This is a genomic window from Acidimicrobiales bacterium (assembly GCA_036399815.1).
GTDB lineage: Bacteria > Actinomycetota > Acidimicrobiia > Acidimicrobiales > DASWMK01 > DASWMK01.
Genome location: DASWMK010000243.1, coordinates 1 through 18,094 on the forward strand (window position 1 = coordinate 1; position 18,094 = coordinate 18,094).

Below are 18,094 nucleotides of genomic sequence, written 5' to 3' on the forward strand. Positions count from 1 at the left end.
GCCCCTGGCACGGTGGTCGGCGGCTGCGAGGTGGTCGAGTGCGTCCAGGCCTACGACGACGTCGCCGTCTACCGCTGCCGGTACGCCGGCGGCGAGGTCGCCCTGAAGCTGGCCGCCCCCGGCGACCGGTCGGCCGCCGCCCAGCTGGGGCGGGAGGGCGACGTCCTCCGCCGGATCGGCGGCCGCCCGGCCCCGGCCTTCGTCGACGCGGGCACGGAGGACGACCGGGCCTGGCTGGCCGTCGAGTGGCTGCCGGGCGAGCACGTGACCGTCCACGTCGACCGCCGGCGCGACGATCGGCGGGCCGTCCTCGACGTGTGCGTCGCCACCGTCGAGGCCTTCGCCGCCCTGCACGACCGGGGCGTGGTCCACGGCGACGTCCACCCGAGGAACGTGCTCGTGGCCCCCGACGGCGAGGTCGGCATCGTCGATTTCGGCCTGTCCAGGGTCGCCGGCACGCGGAGCCGGTTCGGGCGGCCCCCGAGGGGCGGCATCGGGTTCTTCTTCGAGCCCGAGTACGTCACCGCTCGCCTCGCCGGCCGGTCGGCGCCGAGCGCCACCGCCCGCTCCGACCAGTACGGCCTCGGGGCGGTCCTGTACTCGCTGCTGACCGGCCGGAGCTACCTCGACTTCTCCTACGACCGCCAGCGCATGTACGACCAGATCGCCACGGCCGAGCCCCGGCCGTTCGCCCACTGCGGCACGCTCGGCCTCCCGCTGACCGAGCAGGTGGTGCGGCGGGCGCTGGCCAAGCGGCCCCGGGACCGCCACCCGTCGCTGCACGACCTGGCCGCCGCGCTCCGGGCCGCGGCCGACGGCGACCTGCGGGCCGGTACGCCGGCCGCCTCGGCCAGCCGGTCGTCGAGCGCCTCGCTGGAGCTGTTCGTCCGCGAGGTGGTCGAGGGCGTCCGCACGCTCGACCCGGCGGCCCTGCCCGAGCTGCCCGTCACGCCCCGGTGCTCGGTCCACAGCGGGGCGTCGGGCATCGCCTACGGCCTCTACCGCATCGCCTGCAACGAGGACGACGCCTCGCTCCTCGCCCTCGCCGACCGCTGGTCGCACGCCGCCATCGCCCACCGGCACCGGGACGACGCCTACGCGAGCGCGGCCGACGGGGTCACGCCCGCCACCGTCGGCACGTCGTCGATCTTCCACTCGGCCGTCGGCTCCCACGTCGTGCAGGCGCTCATCAGCCAGGCCATGGGCGACTTCGTCGGCGTCCGCGACAACGTCGACGCCTTCGTCGCCGAGGTCGAGCGGGCCGGGGCCGTTGACCGGGCCGACTACTTCCTGGGCGCCGCCGGGCACCTGCACGCCTGCACGATCCTGCGCGGGGTGCTGGCCGACGAGGTGTCCTTCGCCCGCCTGGACCGGCTGGTGGCGCTGGGCGACCGGCTCCACCACGAGCTGGCGGCCGAGCTGGCCGCGCACCCGCCGGTCGCCGAGGCGACCCGCTTCCGCAAGCTCGGCATCGCCCACGGGTGGGCCGGGGCGCTCTACGCCCTGCTCGCCTGGTCGGCCGGCGACGGCGGCGGGGGCGGCCCCGTGCCGCCGGACGTGCGCCGGCGGCTGGACGAGCTGGCCGCTCTGGCCGAGCCGACGGCGGCCGGCGTCCGGTGGCCGGTCGGCACGCCGGGCGCCAGCCGGTCCCGCCCGCCGGCGGTCATGACCGGGTGGTGCAACGGCACGGCCGGGCACCTCCACCTGTGGACGGCGGTCCACCGGTGGTCGGGCGACGACGCCGACGCCGCCATGGCCGACCGGGTCGCCGGCGAGGTGGTGGCGTCGTCGGCGTCGGAGCGGACTCCGTTCCTGTGCTGCGGGACGGCCGGGTCGGCCTACGCGCTCCTCGCCCGGCACCGCGCGACCGGCGACGGCGCCCTGCTCGACGCGGCCCGGGGGCTGGCCGAGCGGTCGCTGGCCGGCATCCGCTCGCCGAGCCTGCCGTTCACCAGCCTGTACCGGGGCTCGCTCGGGCTCGCCGTCCTGGCGTCCGACCTGGCCCACCCGGCCGTGGCCTCGATGCCGATGTTCGGCCCCGAGCACCTGGCCTGACCCCGGGGCGAGCGGTCAGCCGGCGGCGGCGACGAAGCCGTCGGGGTCGTCCAGGCTGACGAGCAGGGCCCTGAGCGTGACCGGGACGCCGAGCACGCCCCCCCGGGCCGGCGGGTCGACCTCGACGGCGACGATGCCCCGCACCGACCCGTTGACGAGCCACCGGCCCCGCCCGCCGTGCACGCCGGTGCCCCACCAGGCGTCGCCCCGGCGGCGCACGCCGGCGATGGACGAGCGGGGGATGCTGGCCCGGAAGGCCCACCCCATGCGAACGGCGAGCGACGCCGGGCCGAGGTCCACGTGGGCCGACCTCGGCCCCATCCCGAGGCCGACGAGCACCCACCGCCACACGCCGTACCGGAACCCGAAGCGCTGCGCGTCGGTGGCCACGTCGGGGACGTGATGGACGCCGTCATCTTCGAGCGGCTCGGCATCCCCGCCGTCCCGATCGTCACCCGCCCGTTCCTGCCGACGGCGACCGCCGTGGCCGAGCTCGACGGCCTGCCCGACGACCCATCGTCGCCGTGGCCAGGGACCAACGTTGGTGCCGGCGGTGGGCCCGGCTGGGATCGAACCAGCGACCGAGCGATTATGAGTCGCCTGCTCTGACCACTGAGCTACGGGCCCCGGTCGCGCGCCGGCCGGCGGCCGGCACGGGCTCCGGGGGAGAGACTCGAACTCTCAACCAACGGATTAACAGTCCGCTGCTCTGCCGGTTGAGCTACCCCGGAATGAACGTCCGACCCTACCAGCAGGTGCGCCCGGCCCGCGACGGGGGTACGACCGCGGCATGCGATTCCGATTGGGGCTGGTGACGGGCTTCGGGGTGGGGTACTACCTCGGGGCCATGGCCGGGCGCGAGCGCTACGAGCAGCTCCGGGGCTGGCTCGGCCAGGCACGGGAGAGCGAGATCGTCCAGACGGCCGCCGAGAAGGCGAAGGCCGTCGCCGACCTCGGCGTCGAGCGGGTGCGGGACGCGGTCGGCGGGGACGACGACGAGGACCCGACCACCGTGGTCGTCGCCTCCGACCCGTTCGCCAACGGGAGGGGGACGGTCAACAGCGGCCTCCCCACACCGGGCGCCGGCCAGTAGCGCGCCCGGCCACACCGACCGACCACCCGTCCCCGGCGGCGCCGCGCCGGGGACGGCGCGCGCCCGCCTACGATCGCTGGCGCGCCGGCGAGCGTCCGGCGGGACGGAGGGACGCGCCATGGCCTTTCTGCAGGCGAACCTGTACGAGCTGACCGGGTCGGGCATCGAGGGGACGGTCACCACCTCGGGCATCACCGGGCAGCCGACCGTCAGCCTCACCCTGGACGGCGACCCCGTCCCCGACCCGATCGTCGAGCGGACCGACGAGGGGCTCCAGGTCACCGCCACCACCCAGGTAGTGCTCGACGGGTGGACGACGTCGCTGCGCCTCGTGCTCCCGGAGGTGAACCTCGGCGACGACGCCAACCCCGAGCAGGTCGGCGGGTACGCCGTCGTGCTCACCTCGAAGACCTCGATCGGCGGCCCCGGGCTCGTCCAGGGCGCCATCCAGCACTACGACGTGCGCCAGGTGGAGGCGACCGCCTCCATCGTCGAGTTCTGAGCGGCCCGAGCGGCCCGACCCGCCCGACCGGCCCGAGCGGCTACTCGATGTCGAGGTAGTCCCGCAGCTTCTGGCGCCGCTGCGGGTGGCGGAGCTTGGCCAGGGTCTTCGACTCGATCTGGCGGATCCGCTCCCTCGTCACGCCGAACTCCCTGCCCACCTCCTCGAGGGTCCTCGCCTGGCCGTCCTCCAGCCCGAAGCGCAGCCGGACGACCTGCTGCTCGCGCTCGGACAGCTCCCGCAGGGCGTCCTCGACGGCGTCGTTCAGCATCCGCCGGGCGGCGGCCTCGGCCGGCGCCTCGGCCTGCTGGTCCTCGATGAAGTCGCCGAGGTTGGAGTCGTCCTCCTCCCCCACCGGCGAGTCGAGCGACAGCGGGTCCTGGGAGATGCGCTGGATCTCCCGCACCCTCGTCGCCGTCATCCCGACCCGCTCGGCCAGCTCCTCCACCGTCGGCTCCCGCTCCAGCTCCTGGATCATCTGGCGCTGGGTGCGGTGGACCTTGTGGATCGACTCGACCATGTGGACGGGGATCCGGATCGTGCGGGCCTGGTCGGCGATCGCCCTCGTGATCGCCTGGCGGATCCACCAGGTGGCGTAGGTCGAGAACTTGAAGCCCTTCGTGTAGTCGAACTTCTCGACCGCCCGCATCAAACCGAGGTTCCCCTCCTGGATCAGGTCGAGGAACAGCATCCCCCGCCCGACGTAGCGCTTGGCGATCGACACGACGAGGCGCAGGTTGGCCTGGATCAGCGCCTGCTTGGCCTTCTCGCCGTCGCTGACCTGGCGGGACAGCCGGCGCCGCTCGTCGAAGGCGAGCGTGTCGGTCTCGCCGGCCGCGGCCAGGTCGGCCAGCCGCTCGGCCGCCCGCGACCCGGCCTCGATGCGCTTGGCCAGCGCCACCTCCTCCGCCCCCGTGAGGAGCGGCACCCGGCCGATCTCCTTCAGGTACATGCGGACGGGGTCGGTGCTGCTGCCGGCCCTGGTCGTCTCGAGCACGTCGGCGTCGTCCCGCCGGGGCCGCCGGGGCCGGGTGCGGCGCACGGCGGCGGCCGGCGCCGGGTCGCCGTCGTCGCTGGCGGCGGGGCCGCCGGTCAGGACGGCGACCTCCTCGACCAGGGCCGCGGCCTGCTCCTCGTCGTCCTCGACGAGGACGATCCCCTGGCCGGCGCACATGCGCCGGACCGCGGTGATGACCTCCTCGTTCGGGTCGACCGGGTGCAGGATGGTCATGACCTCGCCCAAGCGGAGCGTGCCCTTCAGCTTGCCGAGGGCCAGCAACCGCCGCAGGTCCACGAGCGGTACGCCCTCGATGGGCTCCTGGACGTGGATCGGCTCGCTCATCACCTTGAAGCCGCCCGCCGAGCGGGGACCGGATCCCTCATCCCCCCTCCTCGGATCGGTCTGCCAGCCAGGCTACCAACTGCCCAACGTCACCGAGGCCGCTCTCGGCGTGGTCTGCGAAGAGCGCGTCGACCTGACCCTTGAGATAGTCGCAAGCGGCCAGCACCTGGCGCTGGAGGTCCAGGTCGGCGTCCTCCAGGAGCCGGGCCCAGGCGGCCAGCTCCCGGTCGGCGGCGGCCCGCACGAGCAGGCGGAGGACGTCGGCCGGGTCGGCCGTGCTCTCCTCGACGCCGAGGCGGAGCAGCACCTCGGCGGTGGCCGGGTCGGCGGCGTCGATGGCGGCCCTGAGGCTCGGGGCGGCCTGGCGGGCCCGCAGGGCGGCGAGCAGCCCGTCGTCGGTGACCAGCACCTCGGCCCGCCCCGGCGCGGTCAGGTCGACCAGCTCGGCCAGCTCGTCGCCCCGGTGCAGGGCCAGCCGGACCAGCTCGACCTCGGGCCCGCTCTCCCGCCCCGCCCGCCGGTCGGGCGCCGGCCGGTCGACCCGCACCGGCCCGCCCCGGCGGTTGGCCAGCTGGGCCAGGCGCTGGGGCGCCAGCCCGAGGCGGGCGGCCACCCTGGCCGCGTACTCCTCCCGGACGATCTCGTTCGGGTGCTCGCGGATCATCGCCAGGGCCGCCTCGGCCGCCGCCGCCCGGCCCTCGGGGCTGCGCAGCTCGGCCGCCGGCCGGTCGAGGGCCCGGTCGACCCGGAAGCCGAGGAACGAGGTCGCCTGCTCGACCGCCTTGCGCAGCGCCGGCGGGTCCGAGAGGGCCAGGTCGGCCGGGTCGGCGCCGGGCGGGAGCGCGGCGACGGCGACCTGGATGCCGTACCGGCGCTCCCACTCGTAGAAGCGCTCGGCCGCCGACTGCCCGGCGGCGTCGGCGTCGAAGGCCAGCACCACCCGCTTGGCGAACCGGGTGAGGAGGCGGACGTGGTCCTCGGTCAGCGCCGTCCCGCAGGTGGCCACCGCCCGGGGGACGCCGGCCGTGGCGAACCCGATCACGTCGGTGTAGCCCTCGCACACGACGACCTCGTCCGCCGCCACCACGTCGGTCTTCGCCCAGTTCAGCCCGTACAGCACCTTCGACTTGGCGTAGAGCGGGGTCTCCGGCGAGTTGCGGTACTTGGGCGGCGGCCCGCCGGGGAGCGACCGGCCGCCGAACCCGACGGGGTCGCCCTGGGGGTCGAAGATCGGGAACATCACCCTGGCCCGGAAGCCGTCGATCATCCCGCCCCGCCGGCCGGGCACGCCGAGGCCGGTGTCCCGCACGACGTCCTCGGACAGGCGGAGGGCCCGCACCAGGGTGTCCCACCCCTCGGGCGCCCACCCGAGCCGGTAGCGGCGGACGAGGTCCCCGTCGAAGCCCCTGGACCGCAGGTAGGACCGGGCCGGGGCGGCGTCGGGGGAGGCCAGCAGCCGCTCGTGGTACCAGTCGACGGCCGTGGCCAGCGCCTCGACCAGGCGGGCCCGCCGCTTGCGGCCCTCCCCCTGGGCCCGGTCGGTGTACCGGAGCGTGATGCCGGACTTGGCGGCGAGGAGCTCGACGGCGCCGACGAAGTCCAGGTGCTCGATCTCCCGGACGAAGGTGATCGTGTCGCCCCGCGCCTGGCACCCGAAGCAGTAGTAGACGCCCTCCTCGCCGTTGACCGAGAACGACGGGGTCTTCTCGGCGTGGAACGGGCACACGCCGACCCACTGGCGCCCGACCCGCCGGAGGGCCACGTACTGGCCGGCCACGTCCACGAGGTTGGACGCGGCGCGAACCCGCTCGACGTCCTCGTCGAGGATGCCCACCGGGGCGACCGTACCAGCGGGGCGGTCAGCCCTCCGGGCGGCTGCGGTCGGTCACGTCGGCCGCCGTCAGGCCCTCCCTGCGGTCGGCCCGCAGGGACAGGACGACGGTCACCGCGAGGATGACGGCGATGACGCCGAGCGACAGCGCCGTCGGCACGTGGACGAGGTCGATGACGAGGAACTTGATGCCGACGAAGGCGAGGATGAACGCGAGGCCGATGTTCAGGTAGCGGAACCGGTCGGCCATCCCGGCGAGCAGGAAGTACAGCGAGCGCAGGCCGAGGATGGCGAACGCGTTCGACGAGAACACGATGAACTGCTCGCTGGTGATGGCGAGGATCGCCGGGATCGAGTCGACGGCGAACACCACGTCGGTGGTCTCGACCATCACCAGCACGGCGAACAGCGGCGTGGCCAGCCGCTTGCCCGTCCGCCGGGTGAACATCTTCTGGCCGTCGTACTCGTTGGTGGACGGGACGACCTTGCGCACGACGCGCAGGACGAGGTTGCGCTCGGGGTGGACCTCGGTCTCGTCGTGGCGGCCGATGCGCCAGGCGGTGACGAGCAGGAGGATGCCGAACGCGTAGACGACGGCGTGGAACGACTCCAGCAGGGCGACCCCGCCGAAGATGAACGCGGCCCGGAGGACGAGCGCGCCGAACACCCCCCAGAACAGGGTCCTGAACTGGTACTGCTGCGGGACCCCGAAGTAGCTGAAGATCACCGCCCAGACGAAGACGTTGTCGACCGAGAGGCTCTTCTCGATCAGGAACCCCGAGAGGTACTCCCCGGCCACCGACCCGCCCTGCCACCACCAGATCACGAACGTGAACGACAGGCCGAGGGAGATCCACACCGCCGACTCGATCGCCGCCTCCTTGACGGAGATGACGTGGGCGGTGCGGTGGACGGCCAGCAGGTCCACGATGAGCAGGACGGCGATCGTGGCGATGAAGGCGGCCCACACCCACGGCTCGACGTGGAAGTGGGTGCCGGTGACCGTCCCGCTGTCGGACGCGGCGAAGAGCGCGGGGGTCATCGACCGCCGTTCAGCGGGTGTCGCCCGACTGGCCGGTGCCGAGGACGGCGTGCGCCGCCGAGAGCCGGGCGATCGGCACCCGGAACGGCGAGCAGGACACGTAGTCCAGCCCGGCGGCGTGGAACTCGACGATCGACTCCGGGTCGCCGCCGTGCTCGCCGCACACGCCGAGCTTCAGCGACGGGTTCGACGCCCGCCCCCGCTCGACGCCCATGCGGACCAGCTCGCCGACGCCGCTCGCGTCGAGGGTCTCGAACGGGTTGCGGCGGAGGAGGCCCTGCTCGAGGTAGGTGCTCATGAGCCGGCCCTCGACGTCGTCGCGGCTGAACCCGAACGTCATCTGGGTGAGGTCGTTGGTGCCGAACGAGAAGAAGTCCGCCACCTCGGCGATCTCGTCGGCCCGCACCGCGGCCCGGGGGGTCTCGATCATCGTGCCGATCAGCACGTCGATGTGGCGGTCGGTGGCGCCGGCCACCTCCTCGACGGCCTGCTCCACCCAGCGCCTGGCCTCGGCCAGCTCCTCGCGGGTGACGGTCAGCGGGATCATGATCTCGACGACCGGGCGGCCGCCGGCTTCGACCCGCTGCACGGCCGCCTCCATCAGCGCCCGCACCTGCATGGCGTAGAGCCCGGGCTTGATCACGCCGAGGCGGACACCCCGGGTGCCGAGCATCGGGTTCTGCTCCTCCCAGGACCGGGCCGCCCGCAGGAGGTCCTCCTCCTCGGCGGTCAGGCCGTCGGTGGCCTGCTTGACCATGAGCTCCTCGGTGCTCGGGAGGAACTCGTGCAGGGGCGGGTCGAGCAGGCGGACGGTGACGGGCAGCCCGTCCATGGCCTCCAGCACGGACACGAAGTCGGCCCGCTGGACCTCGAGCAGCTTGTCGAGGGCGGCCGCCTCCTCCTCCGGCGTGTCGGCCAGGATCATGGCCCGCACGACCGGGAGGCGGTCCTCGCCGAGGAACATGTGCTCGGTGCGGCACAGGCCGATGCCCTCGGCCCCGTACTCCCGCGCCCTGGCCGCGTCCTCGCCGGTGTCGGCGTTCGCCCGCACGCCGAGCTTGCCGGCCCGGATCTCGTCGGCCCAGGAGAGGATGCGGTCGAACTCCGGCGGCGTCGACCCGGCCGTCAGCAGCATCTCGCCGAGGACGACCTCGCCGGTGGTGCCGTCGATCGAGATCGTGTCGCCCTCGTTGACGGTGACGTCGCCGGCCGTGAACGACCGGCGGCCGACCTTGACGGACTCGGCGCCGCACACCGCCGGCTTGCCCCAGCCCCTGGCCACGACGGCGGCGTGGCTGACCAGGCCGCCGCGGGACGTGAGGATGCCCTCGGCCACCGACATGCCGTGCACGTCCTCGGGCGAGGTCTCCTGGCGGACGAGGATCACCTGCTCGCCCCGGTCGAAGGCGTCCACGGCGTCGTCGGCGTCGAAGTAGACCCGGCCGACGGCCGCGCCCGGCGAGGCGGCCAGGCCCTTCGCGATCACGCGGCGCTCGCCGCCCTTCTCGAACTGCGGGTGCAGCACCTGGTCGAGGTGCTCGGCCGTCACCCGGAGGACGGCCTCCTCCTTCGACAGCTCGATGGCCGGGTCGGTGGTCATGTCGACGGCCATCCGCAGGGCGGCCGCGCCGGTGCGCTTGCCGACCCGGGTCTGGAGCATCCAGAGCTTGCCCTGCTCGATCGTGAACTCGGTGTCGAGCATGTCCCGGTAGTGGCGCTCGAGCCGCTGGAAGATGCCCATGAGCTCGTCGTAGATCGTCGGGAAGCGGTCCTTCAGGGCCGACAGCGGCTCGGTGGCCCGGATGCCGGCGACCACGTCCTCGCCCTGGGCGTTCACGAGGAAGTCGCCGTAGGCGCCCTGCTGGCCGGTGGACGCGTCCCGGGTGAAGCCGACCCCGGTGCCCGAGTTGTCGTCCCGGTTGCCGAACACCATCACCTGGACGTTCACCGCCGTGCCCAGGTCGTGGCTGATCTTCTCCCTGGTGCGGTAGGCGATGGCCCTGGGCCCGTTCCAGGAGCGGAACACGGCCTCGATGGCCTCGTGGAGCTGCTCGGTCGGGTCCTGCGGGAACGGCGACCCGGTGTGGGACTCGACGATCTCCTTGTACCGCTGGACGAGCGCCCGCAGCACGTCGACCCCGAGGTCCGAGTCGGCGGCCACGCCGGCCCGCTCCTTGGCCTGGTCGAACTCGGCGTCGAACTCCTCGCCGGGCACGTCGAGCACGATCTTGCCGAACATCTGGACGAAGCGCCGGTAGCTGTCGTAGGCGAAGCGCTCGTCGCTCGTCTGCTTGGCCAGGCCCTCGACGGACTGGTCGTTGAGCCCGAGGTTGAGGACCGTGTCCATCATCCCGGGCATCGAGAACTTCGCGCCCGACCGCACGCTCACGAGGAGCGGGTCGACCGGGTCGCCGAGGCGCTTGCCCATGGCCGACTCGAGGCGCTCCCGGTGGCGGGCCACCTCCTCCTCGAGGCCCTCGGGCCACCCCCCGGTGCGCAGGTACTCGCGGCAGGCCTCGGTCGAGATCGTGAACCCCGGCGGCACCGGCAGCTGCAGCACCGAGGTCATCTCCGCGAGGTTGGCGCCCTTGCCGCCGAGCAGGTCCTTCAGCTCCATCGGGGGGCGCTCGTGCTCGTGGTCGAAGGCGAAGACGTAGGCCACGGCGCGCAGCCTACCCAGCCCCCTCCCCCGGCCTCTCCGCCAGCAGCGAGTACATGAGGGGCATGCTCGGCCGGTCGCCGGGGACCCGCCAGGTGCGGTCGTCGGCCTCCTCCAGCCACGGGAAGCGCTGGAACAGGGTGTGGTCGTGCTCGTGGAGGAACCGCAGCACGAGGCCGGCGTCGATCAGCGCGGTGACCACCTCGCCGATGCCGTGCACCCACTCGAAAGTGCGGTTGTGCACGGTCGGGGCCGACCGGTCGGCGTAGGTGCCGGCCTCGTCCCACACGATGGCCTCGCCGCCGAAGTAGTCGAAGGCGACGCACGGCTCCTCGTCGCCCAGCACCTCGGTGAACGGGTGGAACTCGGCCAGGTAGACGGCGCCGCCCGGGCGGACGAGCGAGGCCGCCACCGCGGCCCACCGGCGGACGTCGGGCAGCCAGTTCAGGGCGCCGAGGCCGGTGTAGACGAGGTCGAACGTGCGGCCGCCGAGCGCCGCCCCGGCGTCGTAGACGTCGGCGCAGACGAACTCGGCGTCGAGGCCGGCCGCCTCGGCCAGCCGGCGGGCCTCGGCCACGGCCGGGTCGGAGAAGTCGAGCCCGACCACGTTGGCGCCCCGCCGCGCCCACGAGAGCGTGTCCTGGCCGAAGTGGCACTGGAGGTGGACGAGGTCGCGGCCGGCCACGTCCCCCACCTCGGCCACCTCGAAGTCCCGCACGGTGTCCCGCCCGGCGAGGAAGCCGTCGACGTCGTAGAAGGCGCTGCCGACGTGGATCGGGACTCGCTCGTCCCAGCACGCCCGGTTGGCCGCCCGCCACTCCCGCGGCGCCGGTCCGGGGCTCACGGCGGTCAGGCCAGGCGGGGGGCGAGGTGGTCGACGAGCGCGTCGACCGGCACCCGGTCCTGCGCCATCGAGTCCCGCTCCCGCACGGTCACGGCGTCGTCCTCCAGGCTGTCGAAGTCGACCGTCACGCAGTACGGCGTGCCGATCTCGTCCTGGCGGCGGTAGCGACGGCCGATCGCCTGGGTCTCGTCGTACTCGCACATGAAGTGGGGCTGGAGGCGGCGCAACACCTCGCGGGCGAGCGGCGTGAGGCTCTCCTTCTTGGAGAGCGGCAGCACGGCCACCTGGTACGGCGCCAGGCGGTGGTGGAGGCGCAGCACCGTGCGGGTCTCGCCCCGCACCTCCTCCTCGTCGTAGGCGGCGAGCAGGAACGCCATCATCGCCCTGGTGGCGCCGGCCGCGGGCTCGACCACGTGGGGCACGTAGTGCTCGCCGCTCGCCTGGTCGAAGTACTCGAGGCGGGTGCCGGAGGCGGTGGCGTGCTGGCGGAGGTCGAAGTCGGTGCGGTTGGCGATGCCCTCGAGCTCGCCCCAGCCCCACGGGTAGAGGAACTCGACGTCGGCGGTGCCGGCCGAGTAGTGGCTCAGCTCGTCGGCGTCGTGGTGGCGCAGGCGCAGCATCGACTCGGCGATGCCGAGGTCCACGTACCAGCGCAGCCGCTCCTCGCACCAGAACTCGAACCACTTCACGCCCTCGTCGGGCGGCACGAAGTACTCGAGCTCCATCTGCTCGAACTCGCGGGTGCGGAAGATGAAGTTGCCGGGGGTGATCTCGTTGCGGAACGACTTGCCGACCTGCGCGATGCCGAACGGCGGGCGCTTCCGCGACGTGTGCAGCACGTTGGCGAAGTTCACGAACATGCCCTGGGCCGTCTCGGGCCGCAGGAAGGCGACCGTGGCCGCCTCCTCCACCGGGCCGGCGTGGGTCTTGAACATCAGGTTGAACTGACGGGGCTCGGTGAAGCTCTTCGTCGCGCCGCAGTTCGGGCACGTGTCGGGGTCGTCGAGCTGGTCGGCCCGGAAGCGCTCGTTGCAGACCTTGCAGTCGACGAGCGGGTCGGTGAAGTTCTCGAGGTGGCCGGACGCCTCCCAGATGGCGGGCGGCGACAGGATGGCGGCGTCCAGGGGCAGCACGTCGTCGCGGAGCTGGACCATCGACCGCCACCACGCCTGCTTCACGTTGCGCAGCATCAGCGTGCCGAGTGGGCCGTAGTCGTAGGTCGACCGGAAGCCGCCGTAGATCTCGGCCGACGGGAACACGAACCCGCGCCGCTTGCAGAGGTTCACGACCTGGTCGAAGCGGTCCGGCTGCTGCTGGTCGGCCATGGCGACAGGGTAGCGACGGGTGCTCCGCCGGCCGGCGGGCGTTTCCCGGCGGCGGCCGGTCGGCGGGCGGCGGCGTCAGGCCCGGTCGAGGAGGCGCACGGAGCGCAGGCGGCGCTCCAGGTGGTGCTCGACCGCCCGCGTGGCCAGGTGGTCGACCTCGTGGGTGGCGGCCGACGGCGGAGCGGCGAGGGCGGCGCCGAGGCGGCCGCCGAGCACCTGCCGGAGCAGGTCGAGGGCCTCGTCGGACAGGGCCGTCCCGCGCCCGCAGGACCGGCACAGCACGCCGCCCTCCTCGAGGTCGAACCCGCCGCCGGCCGGGTCGTCCCCGCAGGCCACGCACGCGTCGAGCTCCGGGCGGAAGCCCTCCAGGGCGAGGACCTTCCAGAAGAAGGCGCCGACGACGAGCGGGCTGTCGTGGGCGGCGAGGGCCCGCAGGGCGCCGAGGAGCATCGTGTAGAGGGCGGCGTTCTCCTCCCGCTCCTGGGCCAGCTGGTCGACCGCCTCGAGCATGGACACGGCCCTCGTCAGGCGCTCCAGGTCGTCGCGCAGGGCAGGGAAGTGGTCGACCGTGTCGGCCTGGGTGACGACGTCGAGCTCCCGGCCCTCGTAGAGCAGCATGGCCACGTGGCTGGTCGGCTCCAGGCGGGCGCCGAAGCGGCTCTTGGTCTTCCGCACCCCCTTGGCGACGGCCCTCACCTTGCCGTGCCCCCGGGTGAGCAGCACGACGATGCGGTCCGCCTCCCCCAGCTTGTGGGTGCGCAGGACGATGCCGTGGTCCCGGTAGAGGCCCACGTTTGCACGCTACCGCCGGGGGGGTAGCCGCCACCGGGATGGACCGGTTCCGCCGTCGCTGGCCGTGGCTCGACTTCGTGCTGACGGTCAACGACCGCTTCGGCGAGGTGAACGGCGGGTTCGTGGCCGCCGCCGTCACCCTCTCGGTCTTCCTCTCGATCTTCCCGCTGATCCTCGTCGGCATCGCCGTGTTCGGCTACGTGGTCGACACGCAGCGGTTCACGTCGGAGATCATCGACACCCTCGGGCTCACCGGCTCGGCGGCGAGGACCATGCGCGACATCGTCGAGACCGCCCAGCAGAGCCGCAGGGGCGCGTCGATCGTCGGCTTCCTCGGCCTGGTGTGGAGCGCGCTCGGGGTGGCCAACGCCATCGAGTACGCCTTCAACGCCGCCTGGCAGGTGAAGGGGCGGGGGATCAAGGACAAGGGCGTCGCCGTGCTCTGGATGGTGTCGGCCGGGCTGATCTTCCTCGGCTCGATCGCGCTCGGCGCCGCCCTGAACGTCCTCCCCGGCTGGGCGACCCCGTTCAGCGTGCTGGTCGGCGTGGCCGTCAACACGGCCCTGTTCTGGTGGTCGGCCAAGCTGCTCACCAACGTGGGCGTCGGCTGGCGCCCGCTGCTCCCCGGCGCCATCGCCGCCGGCGTCGCCTTCGAGGTCCTGAAGGCCGTCGGCACCCTGCTGATCCCCCGGGCCGTGAGCTCGTCCTCGGCCCTCTACGGCTCCATCGGGACGATCTTCGCCCTGATCACGTGGCTGTTCCTGCTCGGGAGGATCCTCGTCTACAGCTCGGTGCTGAACGTGGTCCTCCACGAGCGCAAGGTCGGGACGGCGACGATGGAGATCGAGACCCCGAAGGTCCCCGGCGAGACGCCCACCGCCGGCGACCGCGGCGGCGCCGTCAAGGAGACGGCGTCGGTCTCCTAGCCCGACCGCAGCACGCCCAGCACGTCCGCCCGGCCCTGCACCGCTACCCGATCGCCGTCACGTAGATCAGGCGCTCCCGGTCGTCGGCAACCACGCGGAGCCGGGCGTAGACGCCGGTACCCCACCCGACCGGCGTTGCGAAGAGGCCGTCACCCAGGTGGATCATCGCGGCCTCGCTCGGCGGGCCGGTCGCCTCGCACATCTCGAACCACGCTTCGACGTTCGCCACCACGTGATCGGGCGGTCGTTCCTCTTCGATCCACCGCCGAAACACGTCCGTCCGTTCGCGCCCTCCCTGGTGCACCTCTCGGAAGAGGACGGTCCAGCGGTCAGAGGCCCTGTCCACGCCCTTCTTCGTCGAGCGCCTCTCGCACGTCGGCGAGCCGCGTCGCAGAGGACCACGCTGTGCCGTCTCGCACCTCGGCGGCGGTCTCCTCCGCTTCGCGGCGCACACCGGGGTCCAGGCGCCACTGCCAGGCGCGGAGAACGAACTGCGCACGGTCGAGCCGGGGACGAACGACCGTCCGCGCGCCGACGACCGCCTGTTCCAACCACTGCAGCGCGACGACCGCGACATGGGCCGCAGGAGCGCGCCGAGCGGACGGTCGCCAACGAGAGGGACGACTAACAGCGATCGCCACGGCGGTCCTCGCTCGCGACGGCGAGGCGCGGCACGCGCTTCGCACGCTTGGCCGCCGGAGACGGTGAGCACCGACCCTCCGCCGGGCGATCCGGGTGGTCTGCCACCACTACAGGCCCCCTGTGTCCCCGAGACGGGTGCGCACCGGCTGGCCCGGCCGCACCCGGTGCGAGGCTAGTGGACGCTCCACGGGCGGTGGCGTCCGCTAGGGTCTCCGCATCTTCCGGGCGTAGCATGTATCTGATGGTATCTCATGTTATGCCGATCGGCCAGCCGTGGTCGAGGGCGAGCTCCTTCAGGCCGCGCCACTGTTCGAAGTCGGCCGCGGACGATGGGGCGCAGGGGGCGCTGGCGAACGGGGGGACGGCGTAGCGGGGCGCGGTCAGGTCGGGCGGGCGGTCGAAGTCGAGGACCTCGGCGAGGTTGCGGGCGGCGGCGTCCCTCGGGGTGAGGGGCGCGAGGTCCCAGCGCCACTCGACCAGCTTGAGCACCGACGTGTGGTCGTAGGCGGCGCGGGCGACATGGCGCCGGCGGGCCCTCGGGCCGACCACGACGGCGGGCACCCGGAACCCCCGCAGCGCCCACTCCGGGTGCACGTCGGGCGCCTCGGTGGGCGGCACGTGGTCGAAGAACCCGCCCCACTCGTCGTAGTCGATGACGAGCAGGGTCCGCTCCCAGGCCGGGCCGGACGACACGGCCTCGTACACCTGGTTGAGGAAGTGCTGCCCGGCCCGCAGGTCGGCGTGCGGGTGGTCGTCGGCCGACGTGCCCGACCCCTCGTCGAGGAACTTCGGGTCGACGAAGGCGACGGCCGGCAGGGTCCCGGCCGCGCAGTCGGCCAGGAACTGGGCATAGGGCCGGGCGATCGGCAGGTAGCGGTCGCCCCACAGCGCGAGGAACGGCAGGTCGACGTAGTAGTACCGGCCGTCGACCCCGGCGGCGGCCAGGCGGTCCCAGATCGTCGGCATCGTCGCCACGTCGAAGGAGTTGTGGATCCGGTCGGTCTGCGCCGCGTGCTGGTAGAAGCGGTTGGGATAGGTCTCGGCCATGATCGCCGAGTACCACTGGTCGCAGACCGTCCAGGAGCGGGCGACGCCCCGGTAGAAGGGCAGCTGGTCGCCCGTGTAGTAGCCGATGGCGAACTCGTCGTTGGCCCCCGACCGCAACCAGCCGTCGCACGCCCCGCCGTCGTACTGCACCCGGCCGCCCTCGAAGGAGTGGTCCGGGTCGGGGTGGTCGCAGCCCTGGTAGTCGGTCAGCCGGTGGGTGGCGTACTCCCGGCCGTCGTCGTCGGCGTAGACGAGCCCGGCCTGGCGCCCCCTCGCCCCCGGCACCCAGCCGAAGAGGTGGTCGAAGGACCGGTTCTCCATCATCACGAGGACGACGTGGTCGACGCCGGACGCGTCGGGGTCGGGCAGCGCGAGCGGCGCGGCGGCCGCCTCCCGGCCGAGCAGCACGGCGCCCGCGGCGCCGGCCGCGCCGGCGAGGAAGCGGCGGCGGTCGAAGGTGGGCGGGGGTGTCACGCCCGCTACTTCCGCGGTGACGGGTCCGCCTCCTGCTCCCCGCCGCCCCGGTACGGTCGTCGGCGGTGACGACCACGACCACCGACGTCGCCGGCGCCCTCGCCCGGGTGACCGGCGCCCTGCCCGCGGCCGAGGACCGGCCGGGGCAGGTGTCGATGGCCGCCGCCGTCGCCCGGGCCGTCGAGGAGCGCCGCCCGCTCGTCGTCCAGGCCGGCACGGGGACGGGCAAGTCGCTCGCCTACCTCGTGCCCGCCGCGCTGTCCGGCCGCCGGGTGGTCGTCGCCACCGCCACCAAGGCCCTCCAGGACCAGTTGGCCGGCAAGGACCTGCCGTTCGTCGCCGAGCACCTCGACCGGCCGTTCGAGCACGCCGTGCTGAAGGGCCGGTCCAACTACGTCTGCTTGCAGCGGGTCCGCGAGCTGTCGACGGCCGAGGAGCAGCTCGAGCTCGGGCTCGGCAGCCGGTCGCACCGCGACGAGGTCGCCCGCCTCGTCGCCTGGGCGGCGACCACCGCCGACGGCGACCGGGCCGGGCTCCCCGAGGAGCCGAGCGCCAAGGCGTGGGCGGCCGTGTCGGTCGGGGCCAGGGAGTGCCCGGGCGCGGCCCGCTGCCCGAGCGGGGAGGCGTGCTTCGCGGAGGCGGCCAGGGCGAGGGCCGAGGCCGCCGACGTGGTCGTCGTCAACACCCACCTCTACGGACTCGACCTGGCCGCGGGCGGCGGGCTCCTCCCCGAGCACGACGTGGTGGTGATCGACGAGGCGCACGCGTTGGAGGACGTCGTCTCGGCCACGTTCGGGGTCGACCTCGGCGCCGGCCGGTTCGCGGCCCTGGCCGCCGCCGTCCGCCGGGTGATCGCCGACGACGAGCTGGTCGACGGGCTGACGGGCGCGGGCGAGGCCCTGGGCGCCGTGCTGGCCGACGCCGTCGGGCGCCGGGTCAGGGGGTCGCTCGCCGCCGACCTCGCCGCCCCGCTCACCCTCGCCAGGGGCCGGGTCGACCGGGCGGCCGCCGTCCTGCGCAACGTCGACAGCGACGCCCCCGACGTCGTCGCCCGCCGCTCCCGCGCCCAGAAGCTCGCCACCGCGCTGGTCGAGGACCTCGACGCGCTGGCGGACGTGCCGCCCGAGGCCGTCGCCTGGGTGGAGGGCCCGGACGCGGCGCCGACCCTGCGGGTCGCGCCCGTCGACGTCGCCGCCGCCCTCGCCCCCGCCTGGGAGCGCGTCACGCCGGTCCTCACCAGCGCCACGATCCCGCCGTTGCTGCCGGTCCGCGTCGGGATCGAGGCCGACCGCGTCACCGAGCTCGACGTCGGCAGCCCGTTCGACTACGCCGAGCACGCCCTCCTGTACTGCGCCCTCGACCTCCCCGACCCGCGGAACCCGGCATACGAGGCGGCGATGCACGACGAGCTCGAGGCCCTGATGCGGGCTGCCGGCGGCCGGACGCTGGCGCTGTTCACGTCGTGGCGGGCGATGACGGCGGCGGCCGAGGCCGTCGGGCCCAGGGTGCCCTGGCGCGTG

15 protein-coding genes and 2 tRNA genes are annotated in these 18,094 nt (G+C 73.8%); 5 read left to right on the forward strand and 12 right to left on the reverse strand.

Going from position 1 to position 18,094, the window contains the following annotated elements:
* On the forward strand, positions 1–2,055 hold a 2,055-nt coding region (locus tag VGB14_18070), incomplete at its 5' end, for a lanthionine synthetase LanC family protein (protein ID HEX9994839.1).
* Between the two features lie 15 nt (positions 2,056–2,070).
* Here the strand turns inward: VGB14_18070 and VGB14_18075 are convergent.
* From VGB14_18075 to VGB14_18085, 3 genes are all read right to left on the reverse strand, one after another.
* The gene (locus VGB14_18075; protein ID HEX9994840.1) at positions 2,071–2,445 is read right to left on the reverse strand and encodes a hypothetical protein; all 375 of its coding nucleotides are present in this window, start codon (positions 2,443–2,445) and stop codon (positions 2,071–2,073) included.
* A 164-nt stretch (positions 2,446–2,609) separates the two neighbouring features.
* A tRNA-Ile gene (locus VGB14_18080) sits at positions 2,610–2,682 on the reverse strand.
* 31 nt (positions 2,683–2,713) lie between these two features.
* Positions 2,714–2,786: transfer RNA gene (locus tag VGB14_18085), tRNA-Asn, on the reverse strand.
* A gap of 59 nt (positions 2,787–2,845) precedes the next feature.
* On the opposite strand from VGB14_18085, the gene VGB14_18090 reads away from it, so the two are divergent.
* Both VGB14_18090 and VGB14_18095 read left to right on the forward strand, forming a co-directional pair.
* Positions 2,846–3,148: a hypothetical protein gene (locus VGB14_18090; protein ID HEX9994841.1), complete on the forward strand. Its 303-nt coding sequence runs from the start codon at positions 2,846–2,848 to the stop codon at positions 3,146–3,148.
* A 118-nt stretch (positions 3,149–3,266) separates the two neighbouring features.
* Complete coding sequence (locus VGB14_18095) at positions 3,267–3,650, forward strand: hypothetical protein (GenBank protein ID HEX9994842.1); 384 nt, start codon at positions 3,267–3,269, stop codon at positions 3,648–3,650.
* A gap of 40 nt (positions 3,651–3,690) precedes the next feature.
* On the opposite strand, the gene rpoD is transcribed toward VGB14_18095, so the two are convergent.
* The 7 genes from rpoD to recO form a co-directional block, all read right to left on the reverse strand.
* Complete coding sequence (gene rpoD / locus VGB14_18100) at positions 3,691–4,992, reverse strand: RNA polymerase sigma factor RpoD (GenBank protein HEX9994843.1); 1,302 nt, start codon at positions 4,990–4,992, stop codon at positions 3,691–3,693.
* A gap of 37 nt (positions 4,993–5,029) precedes the next feature.
* Positions 5,030–6,826, reverse strand: a complete 1,797-nt coding sequence (gene dnaG, locus VGB14_18105) for a DNA primase (GenBank protein ID HEX9994844.1) — start codon at positions 6,824–6,826, stop codon at positions 5,030–5,032.
* A 25-nt stretch (positions 6,827–6,851) separates the two neighbouring features.
* Complete coding sequence (locus tag VGB14_18110; protein HEX9994845.1) at positions 6,852–7,865, reverse strand: TerC family protein; 1,014 nt, start codon at positions 7,863–7,865, stop codon at positions 6,852–6,854.
* A 10-nt stretch (positions 7,866–7,875) separates the two neighbouring features.
* Positions 7,876–10,527, reverse strand: coding sequence for a pyruvate, phosphate dikinase (gene ppdK, locus VGB14_18115; GenBank protein ID HEX9994846.1), 2,652 nt, complete (start codon positions 10,525–10,527; stop codon positions 7,876–7,878).
* A gap of 10 nt (positions 10,528–10,537) precedes the next feature.
* Positions 10,538–11,368, reverse strand: a complete 831-nt coding sequence (locus VGB14_18120; protein HEX9994847.1) for a class I SAM-dependent methyltransferase — start codon at positions 11,366–11,368, stop codon at positions 10,538–10,540.
* 5 nt (positions 11,369–11,373) lie between these two features.
* The gene (locus tag VGB14_18125; protein HEX9994848.1) at positions 11,374–12,693 is read right to left on the reverse strand and encodes a glycine--tRNA ligase; all 1,320 of its coding nucleotides are present in this window, start codon (positions 12,691–12,693) and stop codon (positions 11,374–11,376) included.
* A gap of 75 nt (positions 12,694–12,768) precedes the next feature.
* The gene (gene recO, locus VGB14_18130) at positions 12,769–13,485 is read right to left on the reverse strand and encodes a DNA repair protein RecO (GenBank protein HEX9994849.1); all 717 of its coding nucleotides are present in this window, start codon (positions 13,483–13,485) and stop codon (positions 12,769–12,771) included.
* Positions 13,486–13,523: 38 nt separating this feature from the next.
* On the opposite strand from recO, the gene VGB14_18135 reads away from it, so the two are divergent.
* Positions 13,524–14,411, forward strand: coding sequence for a YihY/virulence factor BrkB family protein (locus tag VGB14_18135; GenBank protein ID HEX9994850.1), 888 nt, complete (start codon positions 13,524–13,526; stop codon positions 14,409–14,411).
* 43 nt (positions 14,412–14,454) lie between these two features.
* On the opposite strand, the gene VGB14_18140 is transcribed toward VGB14_18135, so the two are convergent.
* Together VGB14_18140 and VGB14_18145 are read right to left on the reverse strand one after the other, a co-directional pair.
* Positions 14,455–14,757, reverse strand: a complete 303-nt coding sequence (locus tag VGB14_18140; GenBank protein HEX9994851.1) for a hypothetical protein — start codon at positions 14,755–14,757, stop codon at positions 14,455–14,457.
* Positions 14,758–15,302: 545 nt separating this feature from the next.
* Positions 15,303–16,574, reverse strand: a complete 1,272-nt coding sequence (locus VGB14_18145; GenBank protein HEX9994852.1) for an alkaline phosphatase family protein — start codon at positions 16,572–16,574, stop codon at positions 15,303–15,305.
* 65 nt (positions 16,575–16,639) lie between these two features.
* On the opposite strand from VGB14_18145, the gene VGB14_18150 reads away from it, so the two are divergent.
* Positions 16,640–18,094, forward strand: a 1,455-nt coding sequence (locus VGB14_18150) for an ATP-dependent DNA helicase (protein HEX9994853.1), incomplete at its 3' end; no start/stop codon positions are given.

Coding starts and splice junctions, on each gene's coding strand:
- VGB14_18125 (HEX9994848.1), bottom strand. CDS start 12,693: ATGGCCGACCAGCAGCAGCCGGACCGCTTCGACCAGGTCGTGAACCTC.
- rpoD (HEX9994843.1), bottom strand. CDS start 4,992: ATGAGCGAGCCGATCCACGTCCAGGAGCCCATCGAGGGCGTACCGCTC.
- VGB14_18090 (HEX9994841.1), top strand. CDS start 2,846: ATGCGATTCCGATTGGGGCTGGTGACGGGCTTCGGGGTGGGGTACTAC.
- VGB14_18110 (HEX9994845.1), bottom strand. CDS start 7,865: ATGACCCCCGCGCTCTTCGCCGCGTCCGACAGCGGGACGGTCACCGGC.
- VGB14_18135 (HEX9994850.1), top strand. CDS start 13,524: ATGGACCGGTTCCGCCGTCGCTGGCCGTGGCTCGACTTCGTGCTGACG.
- VGB14_18095 (HEX9994842.1), top strand. CDS start 3,267: ATGGCCTTTCTGCAGGCGAACCTGTACGAGCTGACCGGGTCGGGCATC.